This is a genomic window from Aquisalinus luteolus, assembly GCF_009712425.2.
In the GTDB taxonomy this organism is placed as follows: Bacteria; Pseudomonadota; Alphaproteobacteria; order Caulobacterales; family Parvularculaceae; genus Aquisalinus; species Aquisalinus luteolus.
In genome coordinates, this window is record NZ_VCJR02000001.1 from 1,310,522 (window position 1) to 1,333,841 (window position 23,320).

The window sequence follows — 23,320 nt, forward strand, 5'->3', positions numbered from 1 at the left end:
GCATCCATCAGGATGCCATCGTATTACCGGCTCCAGAGGAAAGCGACAAACAGGGTGCTGTCTGCGAGGACTGTGTGAAGACAGGCGGGCGCTGGGTGCATCTGCGATACTGTCGTACCTGTGGTCATGTCGGTTGTTGCGATTCCTCGCCCAGCAAACATGCTCGCGCCCATGCGGGCACAGAGGATCATCCGATTATCACTTCGATGGAGCCGGGAGAGCATTGGTCATGGTGCTATGAGGACGAAGCGGCGGTGAGGCCGGCCTGAGCCGGATTCCGGGGGAGAGACAATTGAGCGAGACAATTATCGAGGAGCGGATGGCAAATTCATTGTTTGTCTCCGCTGAAGCCAGGGTGCCGTTTCCGGCGAATATCGTCGTATGGCTTTTCCATGTTGCCTTTGGCGGCACATGGGTCGGTGGTCGCGTGAGGCTGACATCCGATAGCGTGATGTTCGAGCCGAACGATGCGAATGTCATCCTGCATCGTGGTGGCCAGTCCCTACGCTGGTCAGTGCCTGTCTCGTCTATAAAGACAGCAGAGAGGCGCAAGTCCATCGGCATGCAGATTGTCGATATGACCGATGGCGAGCGGACATATACATTTCGGTGCTACAAGGCCGACGCTTTCATCGAAGCGATCAGGCAACAGCAAACAGTGCTGGCTTGACTGCCTGTCAGATCAGGCTGGTTCAACCGTCAGGCGGCCTTGCGCTTGCGAGTGGTTTTCTTCGTTGATTTCCTAGTCGCAGGCTTGGCCGTCTTCTTTTCAAGGATGGGCTTGAGGAATTCGCCGGTATACGATCCCTTGATCTTCGCCACATCCTCTGGCGTGCCGGTCGCGACAATCTCGCCGCCGCCATCGCCGCCTTCCGGGCCGAGGTCGATCAGCCAGTCCGCCTGTTTGATGACCTCCAGATTGTGCTCGATGATGACGACGGTGTTGCCGCTCTCGACCAGTTCCTGGATTACTTCCATCAGCTTGCGGACGTCTTCGAAGTGGAGGCCGGTGGTTGGCTCGTCGAGGATGTAGAGCGTGCGGCCGGTGGCGCGCTTAGACAATTCCTTTGCCAGCTTGACGCGCTGCGCCTCGCCACCTGACAGGGTCGTCGCCTGCTGGCCGACCTTGATGTACGACAGGCCGACACGCACCAGCGTGTCCATCTTCTCACGGATCGTCGGCACGGCCTTGAAGAACTCGGCGCCTTCCTCGACCGTCATGTCGAGCACGTCGGCGATGGACTTGTCCTTGAATTTCACTTCCAGCGTCTCGCGGTTATAGCGTTTGCCGTGGCAGACATCGCAGGTCACGAATACGTCCGGCAGGAAGTGCATCTCGATCTTGATGACGCCGTCGCCCTGGCAGGCCTCGCAGCGACCGCCCTTGACATTGAAGGAGAAGCGGCCCGGCTTGTAGCCGCGGGCTTTCGCCTCCGGCAGGCCGGCGAACCAGTCGCGGATCGGTGTGAACGCGCCGGTATAGGTCGCCGGGTTGGAACGCGGCGTGCGGCCGATTGGCGACTGGTCGATATCGATGACCTTGTCGAGCTGGTCCAGCCCCTCGATCGCCTCATGGGCGCCGGGCACTTCCTTGGATTTCATCAGCTTGCGCGAGGCGGCCTTGTAGAGCGTCTCGATGGTCAGGGTCGACTTGCCGCCACCGGAAACACCTGTGACGCAGGTCAGCAGCCCGATGGGATATTCCGCCGTTACATCTTTCAAGTTGTTGGCGCTGGCGCCAACCACCTTGATCGTCCGCTTCGGATCGATGGGCCGGCGCTTGTCGGGGATCGGCACTTCCCGGCGCCCGGAAAGATAATCGCCGGTCAGTGATTTCCTGTTCTTGATGATGTCGGCAGGCGTGCCCTCTGCGATTACCTCGCCGCCATGGACACCGGCGCCGGGGCCGATATCGAGCACATGGTCGGCGGTGCGGATCGCATCCTCGTCGTGCTCGACGACGATGACAGTGTTGCCGAGGTCCCTCAGCCGGCGGAGGGTTTCCAGCAGGCGCTCATTGTCGCGCTGGTGCAGGCCAATGGAGGGCTCGTCCAGCACGTAGAGAACGCCGGTCAGGCCAGAGCCGATCTGGGAGGCGAGGCGGATACGCTGGCTCTCGCCGCCGGACAGCGTGCCGGAATTGCGCGACAGGGTCAGATATTCCAGCCCGACATTGTTGAGGAAGTGCAGCCGGTCGCGGATCTCTTTCAGGATGCGCCCGGCGATCTCCATCTCTTTCTTCGTCAGCACCTTGTCGAGCGCATTGAACCACGCATCGGCCTGCCTGATCGACAGCTCGGCGGCATCTGAGATGTTGCACTTGTTGATCTTTACCGCGAGCGCTTCAGGCTTCAGGCGCTGGCCGTTGCAGGCATCGCAATGGGTGCGGGACTGGAATTTTTCCATCTCCTCGCGCACCCAGCTTGAATCCGTCTCGCGCCAGCGGCGTTCGAGATTGGGGATGACGCCTTCGAACGGCTTCACGGTCTCGTAGCGGCGCAGGCCGTCATCATAGATAAAGCGCACATCCTCCCCCTTGGTGCCGTAGAGGATGATGTCGCGCTGCTTCGCCGTCAGCTTGTTGAAAGGCGTATTGATGGTGAACTTGTATTGCTTGCCCAGTGCCTCCAGCGTCTGGGTGTAATAGGGGCTTTGCGTCTTCGACCAGGCGGCAATGGCACCCTCACGCAGCTTGCGGTCTTTCTCCGGCACCACGAGGTCCGGGTCGAAATACATCTGCGTGCCGAGGCCGTCGCAGGCCGGGCAGGCACCGAACGGGTTGTTGAAGGAGAACAGCCGCGGCTCGATCTCCTCGATCGTGAAGCCGGAAACCGGGCAGGCGAACTTGGCCGAGAAGGTGGTCTTCACCGGCTCGCCATTCTCATCCTTCTTGTCGGCGCTTTCGGCAATGGCGATGCCGTCTGCGAGGTCGAGGGCGGTTTCGAAACTTTCGGCCAACCGGCTCTCGACGCCTTCCTTGACGACGATCCGGTCGACGACGACGTCGATATCATGCTTCAGCTTCTTGTTGAGGGCGGGTACATCGGCAATGTCGTAGAAAGTGCCGTCGACACGCACACGCTGGAAGCCCTTCTTCTGCAGCTCGGCGAATTCCTTGCGGTATTCACCCTTCCGTCCACGGATGAGCGGGGCGAGCAGGTAGAACCGGGCACCGTCGCCTTCCTCCATCAGCCGGTCGACCATCTCGGAAATCGTCTGCGAGGTGATCGGCAGGCCGGTGGCGGGGGAATAGGGGATGCCGACACGGGCCCAGAGCAGGCGCATATAGTCGTAGATTTCCGTGACCGTGCCGACCGTCGAGCGCGGGTTGCGCGAGGTCGTTTTCTGCTCGATCGAAATCGCCGGCGACAGCCCGTCGATCTGGTCGACATCGGGCTTCTGCATGAGCTCCAAAAACTGGCGGGCATAGGCCGACAGGCTTTCGACATAGCGGCGCTGGCCCTCGGCATAGATCGTGTCGAAGGCGAGGGAGGACTTACCGGAGCCGGACAGGCCGGTGATGACCACAAGCTTGTCGCGGGGCAGCTCGACGGTGATGTTTTTGAGATTGTGTTCACGCGCACCAGATACGCGGATCGACTTCAGTGACATTCAATGTGCTTTCGGGATTGGTGTTCTATCGAAGAGATAGAGCATGGAGTCGCGATTGACAGCAAGAACATAAGGCGAACGCATTATGCTGCCCGGTCATATGTCATTCGGATGTAAGAGAGCCGCGAACCTCTTGCAACGCTCGGGGGTGCGAAGTCTCAAACAGACCAGTTTCTGAAAGCTAGACCCGTGTCCCGGCGCAGGGCCGCGGCATCGCCCGCAAGCACTTCTCGCAGGGCGACGATTACCGGCTCAGGGAAGCTCGGTGGCTTGCGGCCTTCAGCCGTGCCTGATCCCGCGGCAAGAGATTTGATCTTTCCGGCGAGACCGCCCGGCAGCATGGCGCGCAGCTGTGAGCCGAAGGCGCTTTCTCTCACGCCCATCCACCAGTCGGGCATGCGTCCAAGCTCGGCGCTGGAGTTGGACTGTTCCAGCGTGGAGGAGTTCAAGTCGACGTCAAGGAAACGGCCCAGGGCGGGCAGGGCGGTCTGCGGTTGCCTGACCAGGTCGTCGAAATCGACGATCAGGATCTGGTCTTCCGGAAACAGCTTCAGCCAGGGCTGAAGCTGCCAGTGATAGCGGCTGGTGTTGATTATGTGGTTGCCTGCATCGCTATCGATCAGGGCAGTGGGCTCCGGCATGTTCGAGCCGGTCAGCCAGGCGTGGTTGTATTGCGACAGGGCGCGGGCGACCGGGTCGCGGACAATATAGATCAGCCGCGCGGTGGGGTTGGTCTCATGCAGCAGGGCGGGCGCCTCGGGAAAGACGTCCCGCTTGGCATAATTGGGTGAAATGTCACCGCACAGCGCCAGCCGGTCGTCAAACCGGCCCTGATACCATCCGGCACCGCGGTGGTGGTTCTTGGACGCGATGAAGTAATCCGTCTCCTTCATAGCGGGCAGGCATATGCCTTGCTGGGTCGCGAGCATCTTCTGAAGGGTCGTCGTCCCGGCGCGCATCGCGCCGATGACGGCAAAGTCCGGCAAGGGGCGGGCAAGAGGCATTTTGGGCTCGGTTGTAATCTTTGCTTGTGTCACGCTCATAACGGCTCGAACCCTCTCAGGATTCGGTTAACAACCCGATATTGACAGCGAGAACATTATGTGAACAATTGAGCTTGAAATCGTCTCCCCAGACACTGCGGCGTCATAAAAATGCCGAGTGGGGAAAACCAGTGATGGGGGGCGTGGAGCGACGCCTGTTAGGGTGTCCAGAATTTCAAGTTTACCAGAATTTTGCAGGAGATTAGTGTATGGCTGGCAGCGTAAACAAGGTGATCCTCGTGGGCAATCTGGGGGCCGACCCGGAAGTACGCCAGTTCCCCAATGGCGGCTCCGTCTGCAACCTCTCCGTCGCGACATCCGAGAACTGGAAAGACAAGAACACCGGTGAGCGCCGCGAGAAAACCGAGTGGCATCGCGTGGCCATCTTCTCCGAAGGGCTGGTGCGTGTCGCCCAGAACTATTTGAAAAAAGGCTCGAAGGTTTACCTGGAAGGCCAGCTGGAAACCCGCAAATGGCAGGACAATAACGGTCAGGACAAGTACACGACCGAGATCGTGCTGCGTGGCTATAACTCCAACCTGACCATGCTCGATGGCCGTGGCGAGGGTGCCGGGGCCGGCGGTGGCGGCGGTTACGGCCAGCAGATTTCAGGCGGTGGCCGTGGCCGCGATAACGACATGGGCGGCAATCAGGATTCCGGCCGCTCCTTCGAGCTCGATGACGAAATCCCGTTCTAGGGTTGAGTTGGCGATCTCCCGGCGGATACCTTACGTTGAAAAGGCTGAGCCGGGAGAGATGAATGCCTGAAGACAAAACTCCTGAAGATGAATGCGATCTCATCTTGGAAGGCGAGACGCAAAAAGAGCGTCTCGCGAAGAACCGGTTTTACAACCCGGAGCTCGATCAGGGCGACCCGACCCCGCAATGGATGTATGAAATCCAGGCATTCGTTGAATTGGGTGCTCAGCTGATTTTTGTGATCGTTATACCGCTTCTGACGATCTATTTTCTCGCCAGCCTGTTCAGCTAAAGGCGATCAGTTTTCCTCGATGGAAATACCCTCGTCAGAGAATTCGATCTCGACTTCGCTTTTCTGGCTGTCTTGATACAGGAACCACGCGCCACCGGCGATGATGATCAGAAGCAATACGATTATGACGGGTCTCATGGATAATTCCTCCCCTGAATATTAAACTGTTTATAAAACGCCCGGCAGCTGGCGAGAGTTCCGCATTTTGATTTAATTCCGATAGATTTTAGAAGAAAGCTCAATTGCCCTGATAACAAAGGGTCAGCGTGCGGTTGTGACCGCGATCCCGGTGTTCGACAACGTAGAGGCCTTGCCAGGTGCCAAGCTCCATACGGCCATTCATGACCGGAATGGAGAGGGAAACATCGGTCAGCACGGATTTTACATGGGCCGGCATATCGTCGGGTCCCTCGGCATCGTGCCGCCAGCGGCGGTCGGCGGGGGCAAGGTGAGACAGGGCATCCAGCAAATCGGCCTGGACGTCAGGATCGGCATTTTCCTGTATGGTCAGCGACGCGGAAGTATGACGGATAAAGACGGTCAGAAGGCCGTTGCCTGCATTGTGCTCTGCAAGCCAGCCATCAATGCGCCGGCTGACATCCTGCATGGAGCGGCCGCGCGTCTCTACACTCAATCGGCCTGTTGCCTGTCTGCTAATCTCTTCCATCAGTGATATTTCTCTCGCATGTAAGCGACATCTTTCTCGATCATCTCTTCCAGGACGGCCATATCGATATCGCTGAGCTTGTTGACGTAAAGGCAGCTCTTGCCGGTCTTGTGCTTGCCGAGCCGCTCCAGCATCTCATCGCGGCCTTCGAACCCGCCCATGATGTAGATGGCAAGGTTTCCCTTGCGTGGCGAGAAGCCGGTCAGGCACATGTCGCCCTCCCGGCCACTGTCATATGTGTAGTGGTACTGATCGAACCCGACGATTGAGGGGCCCCAGAGCACCGGCTCGCAGCCGGTGATCCGTTGCATGACCTTGAGCAGGGTGAAGGCGTCCTTTCGGCGGGTCTCGTTATCAACACCCTCCAGCCAGGCGATAACGTCATCGCCTGTCGGTTTGGTCTTGTTCTCGCCCTTGCTCATGAAAAGCTCTCCGCCTATCGCGAAAAGGCTGCGCAGGCGACGCGGGCACCGGCTCCGCCGATCGGCTGCGTCATATGGTCGTCCGGGCTTTCATGAACGACCATGGCAAAACCGTCAGCATCCATCAGGATCGCACCGGCCCCGACCACGGCGGCGGCTTCCTCGCCCGGTGTGACGCGTACATAGGAGTTGAAGAAGGATGCCGTGGCGCGGCCATCGTTTCCGGCATAGATATTCGGCATGTCGGCACGTTCGTAACCGTTTGCGTTCAGAAGGCCGTGCTCGTTCCCATCAGGATTGATGTGGCTGCCGGACGCCTTGAAGCCATCGGCGCCATCGGAGCAGTCGCCGACCTGGTGCAGGTGGATGCCGTGCCAACCTTTCGACAGGCCTTCGAGGTCGACCTTGAACAGCGCGCCATTCGGCCCGTCGACAATGGCTACCGTGCCGACCGTATCGCCCTCGGCATTGACGAAATCAGTGCTGTAATCGCCGCCCAGGTCGCCCAGGAGCGGTTCACTTGGCACAGAGCCTGAACTTTCCTGTCCACCGCAGGCCGCCAACATTGCCATGGCGGCGGCCATGCTGAGAATGCGAAACGATTTGTTGCGAAGAATCATGGGGTTGGGTCTCCTTCTTAAATTCCCGATTTGAATTGATAATACACTGATTGGCCACGGGTTCCACGCCCCGCAAGCTTGCGGCTGTGGGGGGGATAGTGCTAAGCAGAATGCCCAATGAACTCGTGATTCTCACAAGGTAATCCGTGACAGACGAAATCGACGAAAACAACCCGTTGAAAGGGGACAAACCGCCCCGCGACGGCATCGGCCACATTTCCATCGAAGATGAAATGCGCCGGTCCTATCTCGACTATGCGATGAGCGTGATCGTCTCGCGCGCGATCCCCGATGCACGGGACGGGTTGAAGCCCGTTCACCGGCGCATCCTCTGGTCGATGCACAATAACGGGCAGGTCTGGAACAAGCCTTACTCGAAATCCGCCCGCGTCGTCGGTGACGTGATCGGTAAGTATCACCCACACGGCGACCAGGCTGTGTATGACGCGCTGGTGCGTATGGCGCAGCCTTTCTCCATGGGGCTGACCCTGCTCGACGGGCAGGGCAATTTCGGCTCCATCGACGGCGATTCGCCGGCTGCAATGCGTTATACCGAAGTGCGCATGGCCAAGCCTGCGCAATACATTCTAGAGGATGTCGAGCGCGAGACGGTCAACTTCCAGGAAAACTATGACGGCAAGGAAAAAGAACCGGTCGTGCTGCCGGCGCGCTTTCCGAACCTGCTGGTCAATGGTGCAGGCGGTATCGCCGTCGGCATGGCGACGAATATCCCGCCGCACAATCTGGGCGAGATCATCGATGCAACAACCGCGCTGATCGAGAACCCGGACCTGGCGGACAGCGAGCTGCTTGAACTTGTTCCGGGGCCTGATTTTCCGACCGGTGCCTACATTATGGGCCAGGCGGCGTCACGCACCGCGCTAATGACGGGCCGTGGTTCCGTCATCATGCGCTCCAAGGCGACGATCGAGGAAGTGCGCAAGGACCGCATGGCGATCATCGTGCATGAGATCCCCTATCAGGTGAACAAGGCGATGATGATCGAGAAGATCGCCCTGATGGTCCGCGAAAAAAGGATCGAGGGCATCGCCGACCTGCGCGATGAATCGGACCGCAAGGGTATTCGCGTCGTCATCGAGTTGAAGCGCGACGCCGTGCCTGATGTCGTGCTGAACAATCTCTACAAGCAGTCTCAGCTGCAGACGAGCTTTGCCTACAACATGCTGGCGCTGAATGGCGGCAAGCCGGAGTCGATGAATCTGCGCAGCGTGCTGAAGGCGTTCATCGATTTCCGCGAGGAGGTCATCACACGGCGCACCAAGTTCGAACTGAACAAGGCTCGTGACCGCGCCCATATTCTTGCGGGTCTTGCAATAGCCGTTGCCAATATCGACGAGATCGTCGCGCTTATCCGCCGTTCACCGGACCCGAACACGGCCAAGGAAGAGCTGATGGCGCGTAACTGGCCGGCCAAGGACATCGCGCCGATGGTCGCCCTTGTCGCCGATCCGCGCCACTCGATCCAGGAAGACGGCACGCTGAAAATGTCTGAGGTTCAGGCAAAGGCCATCCTCGACCTGCGCCTGCAACGCCTGACCGCTCTCGGTCGTGACGAGATCGGCGACGAGTTGAAAGGCCTTGCCGAGAAGATCAAGGATTATCTCGACATCCTGCGCAAGCGCGACCGTGTGCTGACGATCATCAAGGAAGAACTGGCTGAAGTGAAAGACCAGTTCGCCGTGCCGCGCCGGACCGAGATCCTCGAGGCCGAGTTCGAGATGGAGGACGAGGACCTCATCGCCCGTGAGGACATGGTCGTCACCGTTACCCATCAGGGCTATGTGAAGCGCACACCGCTGTCGACCTATCGCGCACAGCGCCGTGGCGGCAAGGGGCGCGCCGGCATCAAGATGAAGGACGAGGATTTCGTCGCTCAGCTTTTCGTCGGCAATACGCATACGCCGCTTTTGTTCTTCTCCTCGACAGGCATCGTCTACAAGCTGAAGCTCTGGCGCTTGCCGGAAGGCGCGCCGACCTCGCGTGGCAAGGCCTTCGTCAACCTGCTGCCGCTGACGCAGGATGAGCGGATCACCAATATCCTGCCCCTGCCGGAGGACGAGGACGACTGGGCGCAGATGGACATCATGTTCGCAACGCAATCTGGCAATGTGCGCCGGAACAAGCTGTCCGACTTCACCCAGATCAACCGCAACGGCAAGATTGCGATGAAGCTGGACGAAGGCGACTCGATCGTCGGCGTTCAGGTCTGTCGCGAGGACGATAACGTGCTGCTGACGACCGCGAACGGGAACTGCATCCGCTTTCCGGTCGATGCCGTCCGTGTGTTCTCGTCCCGTAACTCGACCGGTGTTCGCGGCATCCGGCTCGAAGATGGAGAGCGGTTCGGGCCGGACCAGGTCATCTCCATGGCGATCCTGCGCGGCTCCGATGCGTCGCCGGAAGAGGCACGGGCCTATCTCAAGCATGCTGCGGCCATGCGCCGTGCGGTTGGAGAGGAGACAGAGGAAGGGGCGCCGGATGAGGATGCTGACCTGCCGGAAACCAGCCTGTCGGCAGAACGCATTGCTGCGCTTGGCGCGGCAGAGCAGTTCATCCTGACCGTCACGCGCAATGGCTATGGCAAACGGTCTTCGTCGTATGAATACCGCACCTCCGGTCGCGGCGGCAAAGGGCTCATTGCCATCGTCACCAATGACCGCAATGGCCGTGTTGCAGCGTCCTTCCCGGTCGATGATGCCGACGAGATCATGCTGGTGACCAATGGCGGCCAGCTGATCCGCACGCCGGTTGGAGATATCCGCATCGCCGGGCGCAACACGCAGGGCGTGACGATCTTCAAGACCCGTCAGGACGAAAAGGTTGTCTCCGTCGAGCATGTGCCCGAGATTTCCGAAGAAGGTGATGAGGACGACGACATTGTAGAGGGGCAGGGAGGCGACGAAGGCTGATGAGCATTCGCACTGGCCTCTATCCCGGCACGTTCGACCCGCTGACAAATGGTCATGTGGACATCATCAGCCGGGCGGTGAAGCTGGTCGACCACCTGGTGATCGGCGTTGCCATGAACGAGCAGAAAAAGCCTCTCTTCTCCGTCGAGGAGAGGGTGGCCATGGTGACCGACGAAATGGCGCCGATCAGCAAGGCGTCAGGGGTCAGGATTACCGTCGAGGCGTTCGACGACCTGCTGATGAAATTCGCCGAGCGGTTGAAAGCTGACATCATCATTCGCGGCCTGCGAGCCGTATCGGATTTCGAATACGAATTCCAGATGGTCGGCATGAATACCTTCCTCAATGACGAGATCGAGACCGTTTTCCTCATGGCAGATCCGCACCATCAGGCAATCGCCTCGCGTCTCGTCAAGGAAATTGCCCGCCTTGACGGCGACATCAGCAAATTCGTGCCGCAATCTGTCGCTAGAAAGCTTGTCGAAAAGTTTGGTAAATAACGTCTCTTGCCCCCTGCAGACTTTGCCAGACCGGCTTTTCTGGTCTAATCAGGGTTAAAGCTGGGCAGAATAACGGAGTGAAGCGTTCATGCGTTCGTTGAAAAAAATGGTGCTGGCAGGCGCCGCAACTATCATGGGCTTTGGTTTTCTTGCCTCAGGGCAGGCCCAAGACCGCGTAAATCCACTTACCCTTGTCGAGGAAGCACCGGCCGAGGCCTGGCGTACCGTCGATCAGGACGATCTTCTTTATATGGATCTGCCAAGCGGCCAGATCATCATCGAGACGCGCGCTGATTTTGCGCCGGGCCATGTTGAGCGTATCAAGACTCTTGCCCGTCAGGGATTCTATGACGGCACGATCTTTCACCGTGTCATCGAGGGTTTCATGGCCCAGGGTGGCGATCCGACAGGCACTGGTACTGGCGGGTCCGACTATCCGAACCTGACTGCTGAGTTCGTGCGCAGCCTCGATTCCGTCGTGGACCTTACCGTTCTGGGCCGCGACCGCCGTACGTCGGAAATCGGCTTTATCGGGCCGATCCCGGTCGGGGCGCAGCCTGCAAGCCTGAAAGATTTCTTCACTGGCGGCAATCTCGGCCTGTGGGGGATGCACTGCAAGGGTGTCATGTCCATGGCACGCGCCGGCGACCCGAACAGCGCGAACAGCCAGTTCTTCCTGATGTTCAACGATTCCCGCCGTGCGCTCGACCAGCGCTATACCGTCTGGGGGCGTGTCGTCGATGGTTTCGAGAATGCCCGCCGGATCAACCGTGGCGAGCCGCCAGAGCGCCCGACCCCGATCAACCGTATGCGCGTTGGCAGCGATGTACCCGCTGAAGACCAGGTCGAAATCCAGGTCCTGCGCACCGATAATGAGGTGTTCGAGGAATATCTGCGCGCCTCCGGCTATCTGTCCGAAAACGATTTTATCGATAATGTCTGCGGCATCACCGTGCCCGTAAAAGTAAATGGAGAAATAGAGCTTTGAGCGATAACAAACTGATCCTTGAACTGGAAACCGGCAAAGTTGTCATCGAGACCTTCCCTGACAAGGCGCCGAAACATGTCGAGCAGATCACCAAGCTGGCTGAAGACGGCTTCTATGACGGCCTGAAGTTCCACCGCGTGATCGATGGCTTCATGGCGCAGGGCGGGTGCCCGAAAGGTACCGGCACTGGCGGTTCCGGCACGCATCTGCCGGCCGAGTTCAACGATGTCTCGCACCAGGAAGGCGTCTGTTCCATGGCCCGTGCGCAGGACCCGAATTCCGCGTCGAGCCAGTTCTTCATCTGTCTAGATGACGCATCCTTCCTTGACCGTCAGTACACGGTCTGGGGTAAGGTCGTCGAGGGCATGGAAAACGTTCACGCCATCAGCAAGGGTGAGCCGCCAAAGAACCCGACCAGGATCGTGTCCTTCCGCAAGGCTGCATAGCCTCGTGTGACTTTCTGATTTCGGTGCCATGCGTATTGACTTACGCATGGCACTTTTCTTTTTGAGGCGTTATGCGCGTAGATGATTTCGATTTCGACCTGCCTGAGGACCGCATTGCATTGCGCCCGGCGCGGCCGCGCGATTCATCGAAATTGCTGCAGGTCGGCGAGGGCCTAAGCGACCTGATCTTCAGGGATTTGCCGGAAATCCTGAACGAAGGGGATGTTCTTGTCCTGAACAACACCAAGGTTCTGCCTGCATCGCTGCGGGGTATCCGTCCGGCGAGGGAAGAAGGCGGCGGCGGTGACGTCGAGATAGACTTCAACCTGCACAAGCCGCTGGCCGAAACGGGTGACGGCACTGTTCGCTGGATGGCGTTCGCCCGCCCGGCAAAAAGGGTGCGGGAAGGGGACATCATACAGTTTTCCGATGTGCTTTCCGCCACCATCGCCAGCCGCGATGCAGCCGAGGTTGAGCTGTGTTTCGACTGCCCACCTGAAAAGTTCATCCCGGCTCTGGAGCAGGCAGGGGCGATGCCATTGCCGCCCTATATCGGGCGCAAGCGTGCCGTTGATGAGGCGGACGCCCAGGATTACCAGACCATGTTCGCGCGCGAGCAGGGCTCGGTTGCTGCACCGACCGCTGGTCTGCATTTTACGCCGGCCCTGTTCGAACGGCTGGAAGAGAAAGGCATCGGCCATGTCGAGGTGACACTGCATGTCGGTGCCGGCACCTTCCTGCCGGTGTCGGTCGAGAATACTGACGAACACAAGATGCATGCCGAATGGGGCGAGATCAGCGACTCCGTGGCCACCCACCTGAACGAAACGCGCGACCGCGGCGGGCGTATCATCGCCGTCGGCACGACTTCCCTGCGTCTGCTGGAAAGCGCGGCGCAATCCGGTCGCATCGAACCGTTCTGTGCCGAGACGGATATTTTCATCACGCCCGGCTATGAGTTCAGAGCGGTCGATGCGCTGATCACGAATTTCCACCTGCCGCGCTCGACCCTGTTCATGCTGGTCTGCGCCCTAGCCGGGACAGAGCGGATGAAAAAGGCCTATGTACATGCGATCGAGACCGGCTATCGCTTCTATTCATATGGCGATGCCTGCTTCCTCGAGCGTGCGAAAGACTGACAGATGAGTGATTTCAGATTTGATCTCAAGGCGACCGACGGGGCAGCACGCACCGGTGTGATCAGTACACCGCGCGGTGAGATCCGCACGCCAGCCTTCATGCCCGTCGGCACGGCCGGCACAGTCAAGGCGATGCACCCGCAGCATGTGCGCGAAACAGGTGCTGATATCGTGCTTGGCAATACCTACCATCTCATGCTGCGTCCGACGGCGGAACGGGTGCGTCAGCTGGGCGGTCTGCACAATTTCATGAACTGGGACAGGCCTATCCTGACGGACTCCGGCGGCTTTCAGGTCATGTCGCTGTCGAAGCTGCGCAAGCTGACCGAGAATGGCGTCACCTTCCAGTCCCATATCGATGGCTCGCGCCATGAACTGACGCCGGAACGCTCCATCGAGATCCAGTGCCTGCTCGGCTCCGACATCCAGATGCAGTTCGATGAGTGTCCGCCTTTCCCGATTTCCGAGGAAGGATCGCGGGAGTCGATGGAGTTGTCGTTGCGCTGGGCGGTGCGATCCAAGCAGGCGTTCGAGGAGAAAGCCTCGCCCGGAAATGCGCTGTTCGGGATCGTGCAGGGCAGTGTTTTCGAGGATCAGCGCCGCCGATCCCTCGATGAATTGCTGAAAATCGGTTTTCACGGCTATTCCGTCGGCGGGCTCGCGGTTGGCGAGGGGCAGGAAGAGATGTTCCGTGTTCTGGACTTTACCTGTCCGCACATGGACACGGCCAAGCCGCGTTACCTGATGGGTGTCGGCAAGCCGTCCGACCTCGTCGGAGCCGTCGCCCGGGGCATCGACATGTTCGATTGCGTCGCGCCCACACGGTCAGGCCGTCATGGGCAGGCATGGACGAAGAACGGCCCGATCAATATCAAGAATGCCCGTTTTATCGATGACGAGACGCCGCTTGATGCTGACAGTTCGTGTCCGGCATCGTCGCAATACTCAAAGGCCTATCTCAACCATCTGTTCAAGGCGGGGGAATATCTCGGGCCCATGCTGCTGACATGGCATAATCTGCATTACTATCAGCAGCTGATGGCGGACATGCGCAGCGCCATCGCCGAGGGGCGGTTCGACCGGTTTGTGAAAGAATTTGAGGAAGCGCAGGGTGCGGACGGCTAGTTCACGATGGTCAGTGACTGCGATTTAGTCACCGTCTGGGGGGCTAGCGACATAAAGAATTCAGGCGTCATGTAATCGAAGTCATAGCTCGCAGAAACCGTGACAACCGAGCCGACAGTGTTGGAATTATTCTGCCAGCTGACATTGACTGTAAGAGCATCTTCATCTGCCACACGGGCGATATCCTTGACCACGGTTGAAATGGACTGCGTTGTTGCCGGTGAATCGCTGTCATTGCTTGCGACCATTGCCGTGCGCGCACCTTGAAGCACAGCTGTTTCCATGGAGTCTGCCAGCATGGCGAAGCGCCCAAGGTCGATAATCGCCATCATGAAGAAGATCAGCACTGGAGCGACCATCGCGAATTCCACAGCCGACACACCGCGAATGTCTTTTATAAAGCGCATCAGGAATTCCGGAAAAGGTGTGACGCCTTGAGCTGCTTGTTACCCATCAGCGACGAGTTCACTACAGCGTCATAATTGCGATTGATCGTGACCTTTTTCCACACGATCTTGGTCGAGGAGGGGCATGCGCTCTCACAGCTGTTCTGGGCATTGTTGCGCGTATAGGACTGCAATGCATCCGAGCAGGTGCAATAGGAATCAACGGTGATCGTATTGTCCGGGGCCGGAAACCTTTGACGGTACACGCTGATAATATCGTCATTTGTGCGCGTATCGTCTGGCGTCGCTGCCAGGGCGATAGCCATGGAATAGCTGTCTCTGTTCATTGCCGCTGTTTCGGACTTGTACGAATAAAGCTCAACCCCGTACAGCAACATGGGGGCAAGTACGAGCGCAATGACGAGCGCGGCTTCAACCGCGATCGAACCGTCAGTCCGGCTGCCAAATTTCTCTAAAACGTTCCGCATAGTCATCTTATTTTACCAGGGCAAAACTTCCGCCACTTCCCCCACCACCGAGGTTGGCAGCCAGTCCGTAGGGATTGTCCACGTCGATTGTCATTCTCGATCCGCCGACCATCATGATCCTGTCGGCCAGCACATAGGTGAATTCGCTGCGTGTCGAGATATGGGCGTTGTTGCTGACGTCAAGCAGGCAACCCGGAAAATACAACACGCCGTCATAGGTGAACCCGGCGCCGCCTGCGAAGGTGATCGGGTTCGGGCAGCTGCCATTGTTCACGCGCCACATGAGGATACCCGCATAGGGTCCAGTTTGTGGTGCCTGGAAAGAATTGGCAGAGGCAGAGTAGTCGGTGATCCTGATCGTGCCGCCATTCATCACGATGATGGTGATCGGGCCGTTGGCGATAATCTTGGCTCCGCTCTGCGCCTCGAAATTACCGCCTGTGATGTAATATGTGCCTGCCTCGAGGTAGTGAGTACGGCCATTGTTTGCGACAAAGCCGCTTGAATAGATACCGGGCTGGAATGTCTTCGAACCATACCAGGAATAGTCGGTACCCGGATTGCCATAGGTGGTTCCGGTTGGTGTCGGGGTGGGCAGGGATGCAGCAAGGGGATCCGTTACCGTCGCGCACAACTCCTTGGTTGCACTGACAGCATTGCCATTGGCCTGGTAAACCCCGCCACCATGGCACAGCTTGCCCGGCCCGCTGCCGTCAGTCACCGTAATGAAGGCTTGGGTCAGGTGGACCGAGCTGGAACCTGTGGCATTGGACTGGACCGAGCAACCGCTGATGGTCATTCGGGCATTGTTGTTCATCTCTATGCCACGACCATTGGAAGGGCTGGTGTTCGTCGCAAGCACGCAAGGGGCAGGGGTGCCCCCCTTGGCGATCTCCGCACTGCTGGAAAGCGTTGGTGAGTTCATGCCCAGAATGCGCGAGAAATGCTTGCTCGTGGCCCGGCTGCCGGTAATGCGGTACCGGTTGTCGCCAAGATCGGTAAGGGTAAAACTTGTCGTGCCAGACTCCGTTGGCAGCCGGTCTGCATGAGCCTCAAGCATCTTGGTGATATCGCTGGTGGACATGTTGTCCTCCTTGGCGATGCTCACGGCGTAAGCGGCCATATCGACATCTTCCTGAAGACGGGCCGCTTGCTGGCGCCATACGCCAGCATCCATTGAGAATGCCAGGGCGATGCAAAGCACGCCCACAATCAGTGCCGCCAGGGGCATGATCGAGCCCCTGTCATCAATGGAAAACGGTGTCATAACAAGCCGCATGGTTTACACAAACAAAATTTTGACTGTGTATTTGTAGCTATGAACCGATAATAAAGAGTAAGGGACTGTGGTTAAGAAGCGTAAATAACAACCAGATTACAGCACGTTATCGGTTGCAGATTCCTGTACGTAAGCCAGCGGACTTTGGCCGCTTAATCAAGATACGTATTCGGGAAAAGATGGTGAGCCCGACAGGATTCGAACCTGTGACCCACTGATTAAAAGTCAGTTGCTCTACCAACTGAGCTACGGGCCCACACAAGAAGCGGTTAGATAGTAATAACTGCGGCCCGGGTCAACACTAATTAGCGCGAAAAAACGCAACGGGAAAAAGCGCGTGAAAACAGGGTGATATTAACATTTCCGGGGCATTGTCGGCAGGCAAGCTCAGGATGAGAGAACCATGACCAAGACCGCCTTTATCGGGACGGGGAATATCGCCGCCGTGCATGCCGAGGCACTGGCCCAGGTAAAGGGGGCAGACCTTGTTGCCGTCGTTGACCCGGTGGAAAGCCGCGCGAGCTCTTTTGCACGCAAATTCAAGGCTCAAAGCTCTTTCGGATCGCTCGCCGAAGCGTTGCAAGAGGGCGGGTTCAGCGTCGCTCACGTATTGACGCCGCCAGCCACGCATTTCGGTATCACCAAGACACTTCTGGATGCCGGCATCGGCGTTTTTCTTGAAAAGCCGATGGCTGAAAAAGTGTCGGAATGTGAGATGCTAATAGGTCTGGCGCAGTCTCGCGGCTTGCCGCTACGCGTCAGCCAGAACTACATTTTTCATCCGGCGCATCTGAGGGTTCGCAAGGCGCTCGATGGCAACCGGATCGGTCCGCTGCGCCATGTCAGCTGCCGGTATGTAATGCCCCTGCGCCAGCTGGCCGCACGCCAGTTCGGGCACTGGATGTTCGACTCGTCCCGGAACCTGCTTCTGGAACAGGTGGTGCATCCGCTGAGCCTGCTCGATGACGTCGCCGGGCCTTTGAAGCCTGTCTCGGTGATCCCCGGGGAGCGCAAAGCCTTCGCCGACGGGATTGAACTGGTGACCGAATGGCAGGTTCTGCTGAGCGGCCGGAACGGCGCCACCGTCCAGCTCCTCGTTTCGCTGGGCGCTTCCTATGCGGACTGGTCCCTGGATATTCTCGGCGATGATGGCCGGATCAGCGCCGATTACCTGTCCAGTAAGGCGAGTGGGACCGTGCCCGGCGGTTATATCGACTTCCTTGAGACCATGCGGGGCGGCTACGCTTCCAGCCTTTCGCGGATGGCACAGGACACGGGCAATGCGGCTGCCTATCTGGCGGCGCAGACGAGGCTGGTCGGTCGCAGTGACCCGTTTTTCCTCAGTATCCGCAACAGTGTGCGGGATTTCTATTCAGCACTTGATGGTGGTCGTCATGACATGGACGGAGCACGAGGGGCGAGGCTGGTCGGCCTGTGCAACGAAATAGCCGCCGCCAGCGGCGAGCCAGTAGTGCGCCCCAAGCCTGTCGAGCATACAGGCTTCCGTGCCGATGTCGTCGTGCTTGGCGGCACCGGCTTTATCGGCAGTTACCTGACGCGTGACCTGGTGGGTGCCGGCAAGAAGGTGCGGGTCGTAGCGCGCAACACGGGCAACCCGGCGCGAGTATTTACCCATGAGAATGTCGAACTGGTTCAAGGCTCGATCGCTGACAGGGAGTTCCTTGAAGAAGCGATCGCCGGCGTACCGGTCGTCGTCAATCTTGCCCATGGCGGCGGCGGCGATGACTGGGAGGCGATCCGCAGGGCGATGGTTGGTGGTGCCGAGAGGGTGGCCGATGCCGTGATTGCCACAGGAGCCGAGAAATTCCTTCATGTCAGTTCCATCGCGGCGCTTTATTGCGGCGATCCGGACGAGACGATTACGGACAAGACGCTACCAGACCCTGACAAGGGACGCGCCGACTATGCCCGGGCCAAGGCGGAAGCGGAAAGGCTATTGCTGCGAAAGTGCCGAGATGACGGGCTGCCACTCAGCCTCTGGCGGCCGGGGGTTGTGGTGGGAGAGGGCACGTCGCCCTTCCACAGTGGCGTCGGTTTTTATAACCGAGAGCGCGTCTGTCTCGGCTGGAACAGCGGCCAGAACCCTCTGCCGTTTGTACTTGCCGAAGATGTTTCTTCGGCCCTGATGAAGGCGATCCTCGACTTGCCGGCTGATGAACTGACCGGACGGGCCTTCAACCTGGTCGGCGATGTGCGACTGACAGCGCGTGCTTATACGGCGCTTCTGGCCGAGAAAACCGGCCGGCCACTCGTCTACCGGCGGCAATCAATCTGGCAGCAACAGGCCGGTGAAGTGGCGAAATGGCTCGTCAAGAAAGCGGCGGGTCGGAAGGTCGGGTTCCCGTCAGTCCGTGACCTCAAATCGCGCGGGCTTGTAGCGTCTTTCGATACGTCGGCGGAGAAGAAGCTGCTTGGATGGCAGCCTGTCTCTGACCGGCAGGCTTTCATAGATCGCGCCATCATGGTGCATGTCCGATAGATGGCCGCGCCCCGCACGATATTGCATGTCTTTTCTACCTTCGCGGTTGGTGGGCCGCAGCGCCGGTTCGCGACTGTTTCCAGGGCGCATGACGGGTACCGGCATCTGATCGCTGCGATGGACGACAATCATGCAGCGGCAGAGCTGCTGGATGATGCTGATCATGAGCTCGTGACACTTTCCATGGCCAAGGGCAGGTCACTGGATATCCAGAACCTGTTGCGGTTGAGGCGGCTGCTGAAAGAGAAGAAACCAGACCTTCTGTGTACATATAACTGGGGCAGCATCGAAGCGGTGATTGCCAATCGCCTGTCGCTCAAAGGTCAGATTGTTCCGCATATCCATTTCGAGGATGGCTTTGGCCCGGATGAGAGCCAGCATGTGCAGCTTCCCCGTCGCGTGGCCATGCGGCGGCTGTTTTTGAAGAACTCGCGCGTGATCGTTCCATCGCGCACTCTAGAGAAAATCGCTGCCGATGTCTGGGGGTTGCGGAACGTGACGTTTGTACCGAACGGAATCGATACTGCGCTTTTTTATCCCGTTGGGGCCAAGCCAGATGCGACATTCACTATCGGCACTGTCGGTGCCCTGCGGCCCGAAAAGAATTTTGCATTGCTGATCAAGGCGTTCGCCGATAGTGGCCTCGCTGGCCGGGCGCGGCTGATTATTGCCGGTGACGGCTCGACGTTGAGCCAGTTGACGGATATCGCGGACAAGCTTGGTATTGCAGCGAGTGTCGATTTCCCCGGTCATATCGCTGACCCGGCAGAGCTTTACCGGAGCTTTGATGTTTTTGCCATAAGTTCGAATACGGAACAGATGCCGTTGAGCCTGCTGGAGGCGATGGCGAGCGGCCTGCCTGTCATCGCCACGGATGTTGGAGACATCGCTACCATGCTGTCCTATGACAATAACCCGCTGGTCGTCCCGAGCGGTGACATGGACGGGCTTGCCTCGGCAATGCGCCAGTGCTTCGAAGATGCGACGCTACGCCAGCGAATTGGTGTTGCAAACAGGGCAAAAGTGCTGCGCGACTATCAGCTGCAACAGATGATCGATGCCTATGGAAATCTGTTTTCAGGGTCGGAGGTGGCATGAGTGTCGAGCTTTCGATAACGCCACTCGATGATGCCAATGGCTTTGTGTCTGCATGGCGGGATCTGTATCAGCGTGCCGGAAAGAGATCGTTTTTCCAGTCTCCTGAATGGATCGATACATGGATCAGGCAAGCGAAGGACAAGGCCGAGCTGCATGTCGTTCGGGCAACGCAGGGGGGTATGGTTCTTCTGCTGGGTATCGTCGGCCTCAGCAAGTCAGGCAGGGTGCCGTTGCTATCCCTGAGGGAAGCGCGGCTTGGCGAGGCGGCGAACGAAGCGATCGATTCCGTCTACGTTGAATATAACGATTTCCTGCAAGCGGCACTGGCCCAACCCGACCTTTCTTCATTGGCCTGGCGGGCCGTGTTCGATCACTTCCCCGGCATAGACAGTTTCGTTATCAGGAACGGGACCGTCGGGTGCGTCAGCGCGATGAGCGAGGCGGCCCTGTCGCGCGACTTTACGATACGCGTTATTCGCGAAGAGCATAGCTGGATTTGCCCGCTGGCCGGCCTGCGAGAAGACGGCAAGACAGTCCTGTCGTCACTGAGCAGCAACAGCCGTAAGCAGGTAGAGCGCAGCGCAAGGCTCTATGAGGAACGTGGTGCCCTTGCGATCCATGTTCCCGGTACACCGGAAGAGTGGTCAGCCAGCTGGATGCGGCTGGAGGCGCTGCATGCGGCCACGTGGGAAGCGCGTGGCGGAGCGGGTGTTTTTGCCAACCAGCAGCTGACAGAGTTTCACGCGGCTTTGCGGCAGAACTATCCTGACAGCGTAGCGCTGACTGAGCTGCGTGCTGGCGACCAGACGCTTGGTGTTCTCTATAACTTCCTGCATGAGGGCCGTGTGATGAACTATCAGAGCGGTTTTCAGTATGAAGAAGATAACCGGCTGAAACCCGGCCTGCTGACACATGTCATGGTTGCACAGCATTATCTTGATCAGGGGTACGAAATCTACGACATGCTCGTTGGCGATGTGCGCTACAAGCAGTCACTGGGTGAAATGGGAGAGCGGATGAGTCTTGTCGAGGCGGTGCGGCCCGGTTGGCGACAGAGCGCTGTCAGTCTTGCCCGGTCAGTGCGCGAAAGCCTTAAGCGCCAGTCCTGAGAAACGCGTCGAACATCAGGACGCTCCATAATTCCTGCGAGTAATCCGAGCGCCCTTTCTTGTGGGCCGAGATCATTCGGCGCACTTCGCCTGAATCCAGAAAGCCCTGTTCGGCCCAGGCTTTCGATGCGTCGAGCCGGTCGAGTGGATTGTTCGCGTCCGCTCGCAGCCATTCGGCGACCGGCAGGCCGAAGCCCTGCTTGCGGCGATAGAGGATTTTTTCCGGCAGGCGCGGTTCACTTGCCTTTTTCAGGATGTGCTTGCCTTCGGTGCCATCCAGCTTGAACTGGCGTGGCAGCCTTGCGGCCCATTCGACAAGGCGATGGTCCAGCATGGGCGGGCGGACCTCCAGCGAGTGTGCCATGGCAGCGCGGTCAACCTTGACCAGCATGCGGCCTGGCAGCCATGTCTTCAGGTCGCAGTACTGGGCAGCGAGGATGGGATCATCCGTATCCGCCGTGTTGAAGTGCTCTGCAATCTGGGTGCCGGGATCGTAGCCATCGAGCTGCTTGACGGCATCGCGATCCAGCATAGCAGAAAACCTTTCTGGCAGCACGGCGGAGAGCGCGCGGGTGTATCCGGCCGCACGGCTTTCTGCGAGGGCAGTCAGGGTCGTCTTCAAGCGGAAGGCCTGGGGCGCCCAGTCGAGCTTGGGATAGAGCGCGGCAAAAGTGCCAAAGAACGGTTTGCGGAACGCGGACGGCATGACGCCTTTCAGGTTCTCTTCTGCGAGAAAGAAGGGATAACGCCTGTAGCCAGCGAAGACCTCATCACCGCCATCGCCGGACAGGGCAACGGTGACCTGCTGCCGGGCAAGCTGGCAGACGAGATAGGTCGGCAGGGCGGACGTATCGGCGAAGGGCTCGCCATAGGTAGCGGCGATCGTGTCAATCAGGTCGTGGGCCGCAAGTGGCACGACATGCTCGGTATGCTGCGTATGATAGCGCTCGGCCACCAGCCGGGCGAAGGCGCGCTCGTCATGGGAGGCTTCCTCAAAGCCGATGGAACAGCTGCGCACGGCTTCGCTGGATTGCATGGCCATGGATGCGACGATGGCGCTGGAATCGACGCCGCCGGACAGGAATGCGCCGAGGGGCACGTCAGACATCATCTGTGCCTTCACCGCCTGATCGAGCAGTTCCGAGAGGCTTTCGATGGCATCGTGCAGGGAAAGGCTGTCATCAGGCTGGAAGCGGACATCCCACCATTGATTTTGCACGGGCTCTTCACCCCGGCGCAGACTGATGAAGTGTCCAGGCGCGAGTTTGTGAATGCCTTCATAGATCGATTTCGGGTCCGGCACATAACCATGCAGGAAATAGTCTGCCAGCGCATCCTGCCTGATGCGTTTTTCCAGCATGCCGGAAGCGAGCAGGGCCCCAAGCTCCGAAGCGAACAGCAGGAAGCCGTCCTCGCTTGCGGCATAATAAAGCGGGCGCTCGCCCAGCCTGTCGCGGGCCAGTATCAAGCGGCTGTCGGACTGGCGCCAATACGCGAATGCGAACATGCCGTTGAGATGGTCGAGCGCATCGCTGCCCTTCCGATCAAGGAGTTCTGCGAGCGCTTCAGTGTCACTACGGGTTTTCAGCACCGCGCCTTCGCCAGCAAGGTGCCGCGCCAGGTCGGCGTAATTGTAGATCTCGCCATTGAAGCTGAGAACGCCCTGGCCGCTGGCGGCATGGAAAGGCTGTACGCCACCGGCGATATCGATGATGGCAAGCCTCCGGTGGCCGAGGCCGATGCCGGGCGCGTGATAAAACCCTTCGCCGTCCGGCCCGCGATGAGTCAGCGCATCGGTCATGCGCTTCAGGGAATCGCGATCGATATCGCGTTCACCGCGAAGGTCCATTATCCCCGCAACACCGCACATCAGCAGCACTCCCGGATCGGGAGGTGGCGAATTTGATTGTGAGCGGTTGGCGCCATGGGACAGGGTTTCCTTGCAAGTCGTTGCTTTTTATCAGGGAAATGTGAACC

23 protein-coding genes and 1 tRNA gene are annotated in these 23,320 nt (G+C 58.8%); 13 read left to right on the top strand and 11 right to left on the bottom strand.

Translation table 11 applies throughout. The annotated features are described in order from the left end of the window. Window positions 1-2 precede the first annotated feature (2 nt). Entirely contained in the window at window positions 3-269 is a 267-nt protein-coding gene (locus FF098_RS18025; RefSeq protein ID WP_166426421.1) for a UBP-type zinc finger domain-containing protein, read from the top strand. A 23-nt stretch (window positions 270-292) separates the two neighbouring features. After that, entirely contained in the window at window positions 293-670 is a 378-nt protein-coding gene (locus FF098_RS06155; protein ID WP_155138476.1) for a hypothetical protein, read from the top strand. A gap of 29 nt (window positions 671-699) precedes the next feature. On the opposite strand, the gene uvrA is transcribed toward FF098_RS06155, so the two are convergent. Both uvrA and FF098_RS06165 read right to left on the bottom strand, forming a co-directional pair. Beyond that, entirely contained in the window at window positions 700-3,612 is a 2,913-nt protein-coding gene (gene uvrA, locus FF098_RS06160) for an excinuclease ABC subunit UvrA (protein WP_155138479.1), read from the bottom strand. A 158-nt stretch (window positions 3,613-3,770) separates the two neighbouring features. After that, window positions 3,771-4,616, bottom strand: a complete 846-nt coding sequence (locus tag FF098_RS06165) for a sulfotransferase family protein (protein ID WP_166426355.1) — start codon at window positions 4,614-4,616, stop codon at window positions 3,771-3,773. Between the two features lie 248 nt (window positions 4,617-4,864). On the opposite strand from FF098_RS06165, the gene ssb reads away from it, so the two are divergent. Together ssb and FF098_RS06175 are read left to right on the top strand one after the other, a co-directional pair. Further along, window positions 4,865-5,353, top strand: a complete 489-nt coding sequence (gene ssb, locus FF098_RS06170) for a single-stranded DNA-binding protein (RefSeq protein ID WP_155138483.1) — start codon at window positions 4,865-4,867, stop codon at window positions 5,351-5,353. A gap of 62 nt (window positions 5,354-5,415) precedes the next feature. Further along, window positions 5,416-5,646, top strand: coding sequence for a hypothetical protein (locus tag FF098_RS06175; RefSeq protein WP_155138486.1), 231 nt, complete (start codon window positions 5,416-5,418; stop codon window positions 5,644-5,646). Window positions 5,647-5,652: 6 nt separating this feature from the next. Here FF098_RS06175 and FF098_RS17840 read toward each other — a convergent pair whose 3' ends face one another. The 4 genes from FF098_RS17840 to FF098_RS06190 all read right to left on the bottom strand — a co-directional run bounded on the left by FF098_RS17840 (window position 5,653) and on the right by FF098_RS06190 (window position 7,355). Further along, on the bottom strand, window positions 5,653-5,784 hold the full coding sequence (locus FF098_RS17840; protein WP_268235254.1) for a hypothetical protein: 132 nt from the start codon (window positions 5,782-5,784) through the stop codon (window positions 5,653-5,655). A gap of 100 nt (window positions 5,785-5,884) precedes the next feature. Further along, window positions 5,885-6,280 carry a secondary thiamine-phosphate synthase enzyme YjbQ gene (locus FF098_RS06180; protein WP_235925588.1) on the bottom strand — a complete coding sequence of 132 codons (396 nt, stop codon included), beginning with the start codon at window positions 6,278-6,280 and terminating at the stop codon, window positions 5,885-5,887. 32 nt (window positions 6,281-6,312) lie between these two features. Further along, window positions 6,313-6,735 (bottom strand): DUF1801 domain-containing protein, encoded by a 423-nt coding sequence (locus FF098_RS06185; protein WP_155138490.1) that lies wholly within the window; start codon window positions 6,733-6,735, stop codon window positions 6,313-6,315. 14 nt (window positions 6,736-6,749) lie between these two features. Next, window positions 6,750-7,355 carry a superoxide dismutase family protein gene (locus tag FF098_RS06190; protein ID WP_155138491.1) on the bottom strand — a complete coding sequence of 202 codons (606 nt, stop codon included), beginning with the start codon at window positions 7,353-7,355 and terminating at the stop codon, window positions 6,750-6,752. 146 nt (window positions 7,356-7,501) lie between these two features. Here FF098_RS06190 and gyrA point away from each other — a divergent pair, with 146 nt between their 5' ends. The 6 genes from gyrA (at window position 7,502) to tgt (ending at window position 14,483) form a co-directional block, all read left to right on the top strand. Continuing rightward, the gene (gene gyrA / locus FF098_RS06195) at window positions 7,502-10,285 is read left to right on the top strand and encodes a DNA gyrase subunit A (protein ID WP_229714523.1); all 2,784 of its coding nucleotides are present in this window, start codon (window positions 7,502-7,504) and stop codon (window positions 10,283-10,285) included. A gap of 5 nt (window positions 10,286-10,290) precedes the next feature. Next, window positions 10,291-10,785 (top strand): pantetheine-phosphate adenylyltransferase, encoded by a 495-nt coding sequence (gene coaD / locus FF098_RS06200; protein ID WP_166426422.1) that lies wholly within the window; start codon window positions 10,291-10,293, stop codon window positions 10,783-10,785. Window positions 10,786-10,873: 88 nt separating this feature from the next. Beyond that, window positions 10,874-11,773, top strand: a complete 900-nt coding sequence (locus FF098_RS06205) for a peptidylprolyl isomerase (RefSeq protein ID WP_155138493.1) — start codon at window positions 10,874-10,876, stop codon at window positions 11,771-11,773. Next, window positions 11,770-12,219: a peptidylprolyl isomerase gene (locus tag FF098_RS06210; RefSeq protein WP_155138496.1), complete on the top strand. Its 450-nt coding sequence runs from the start codon at window positions 11,770-11,772 to the stop codon at window positions 12,217-12,219. The genes FF098_RS06205 and FF098_RS06210 overlap by 4 nt, the downstream gene beginning before the upstream one ends. Window positions 12,220-12,290: 71 nt before the next feature. Beyond that, entirely contained in the window at window positions 12,291-13,358 is a 1,068-nt protein-coding gene (gene queA / locus FF098_RS06215; RefSeq protein ID WP_155138497.1) for a tRNA preQ1(34) S-adenosylmethionine ribosyltransferase-isomerase QueA, read from the top strand. Window positions 13,359-13,361: 3 nt separating this feature from the next. After that, on the top strand, window positions 13,362-14,483 hold the full coding sequence (tgt, locus tag FF098_RS06220; protein WP_155138500.1) for a tRNA guanosine(34) transglycosylase Tgt: 1,122 nt from the start codon (window positions 13,362-13,364) through the stop codon (window positions 14,481-14,483). Here tgt and FF098_RS06225 read toward each other — a convergent pair. The 4 genes from FF098_RS06225 to FF098_RS06240 all read right to left on the bottom strand — a co-directional run bounded on the left by FF098_RS06225 (window position 14,480) and on the right by FF098_RS06240 (window position 16,892). Beyond that, window positions 14,480-14,890 (bottom strand): TadE/TadG family type IV pilus assembly protein, encoded by a 411-nt coding sequence (locus FF098_RS06225; RefSeq protein WP_155138502.1) that lies wholly within the window; start codon window positions 14,888-14,890, stop codon window positions 14,480-14,482. The two genes, tgt and FF098_RS06225, sit on opposite strands and share 4 nt — an antisense overlap. Beyond that, window positions 14,890-15,357, bottom strand: a complete 468-nt coding sequence (locus FF098_RS06230) for a hypothetical protein (protein WP_155138503.1) — start codon at window positions 15,355-15,357, stop codon at window positions 14,890-14,892. Before FF098_RS06230 ends, FF098_RS06225 begins: the two co-directional genes overlap by 1 nt. A gap of 7 nt (window positions 15,358-15,364) precedes the next feature. Then, window positions 15,365-16,624 carry a Tad domain-containing protein gene (locus FF098_RS06235; RefSeq protein ID WP_166426356.1) on the bottom strand — a complete coding sequence of 420 codons (1,260 nt, stop codon included), beginning with the start codon at window positions 16,622-16,624 and terminating at the stop codon, window positions 15,365-15,367. A 192-nt stretch (window positions 16,625-16,816) separates the two neighbouring features. Beyond that, a tRNA-Lys gene (locus FF098_RS06240) sits at window positions 16,817-16,892 on the bottom strand. 147 nt (window positions 16,893-17,039) lie between these two features. Between FF098_RS06240 and FF098_RS06245 the strand changes: the two genes are divergently transcribed. From FF098_RS06245 to FF098_RS06255, 3 genes are read left to right on the top strand one after another with little or no spacing between them, the layout of a single operon-like run. Beyond that, window positions 17,040-19,136, top strand: coding sequence for an NAD-dependent epimerase/dehydratase family protein (locus tag FF098_RS06245; protein WP_155138505.1), 2,097 nt, complete (start codon window positions 17,040-17,042; stop codon window positions 19,134-19,136). Further along, entirely contained in the window at window positions 19,137-20,234 is a 1,098-nt protein-coding gene (locus FF098_RS06250; RefSeq protein ID WP_155138506.1) for a glycosyltransferase family 4 protein, read from the top strand. It abuts the gene before it with no gap. Beyond that, on the top strand, window positions 20,231-21,343 hold the full coding sequence (locus tag FF098_RS06255; protein ID WP_155138507.1) for a GNAT family N-acetyltransferase: 1,113 nt from the start codon (window positions 20,231-20,233) through the stop codon (window positions 21,341-21,343). The genes FF098_RS06250 and FF098_RS06255 overlap by 4 nt, the downstream gene beginning before the upstream one ends. Here FF098_RS06255 and FF098_RS06260 read toward each other — a convergent pair. Further along, a complete protein-coding gene (locus FF098_RS06260; protein ID WP_155138508.1) occupies window positions 21,327-23,213 on the bottom strand; it encodes an XrtA/PEP-CTERM system amidotransferase in 1,887 nt (628 codons plus the stop codon). The two genes, FF098_RS06255 and FF098_RS06260, sit on opposite strands and share 17 nt — an antisense overlap. Between the last annotated feature and the right edge of the window lie 107 nt (window positions 23,214-23,320).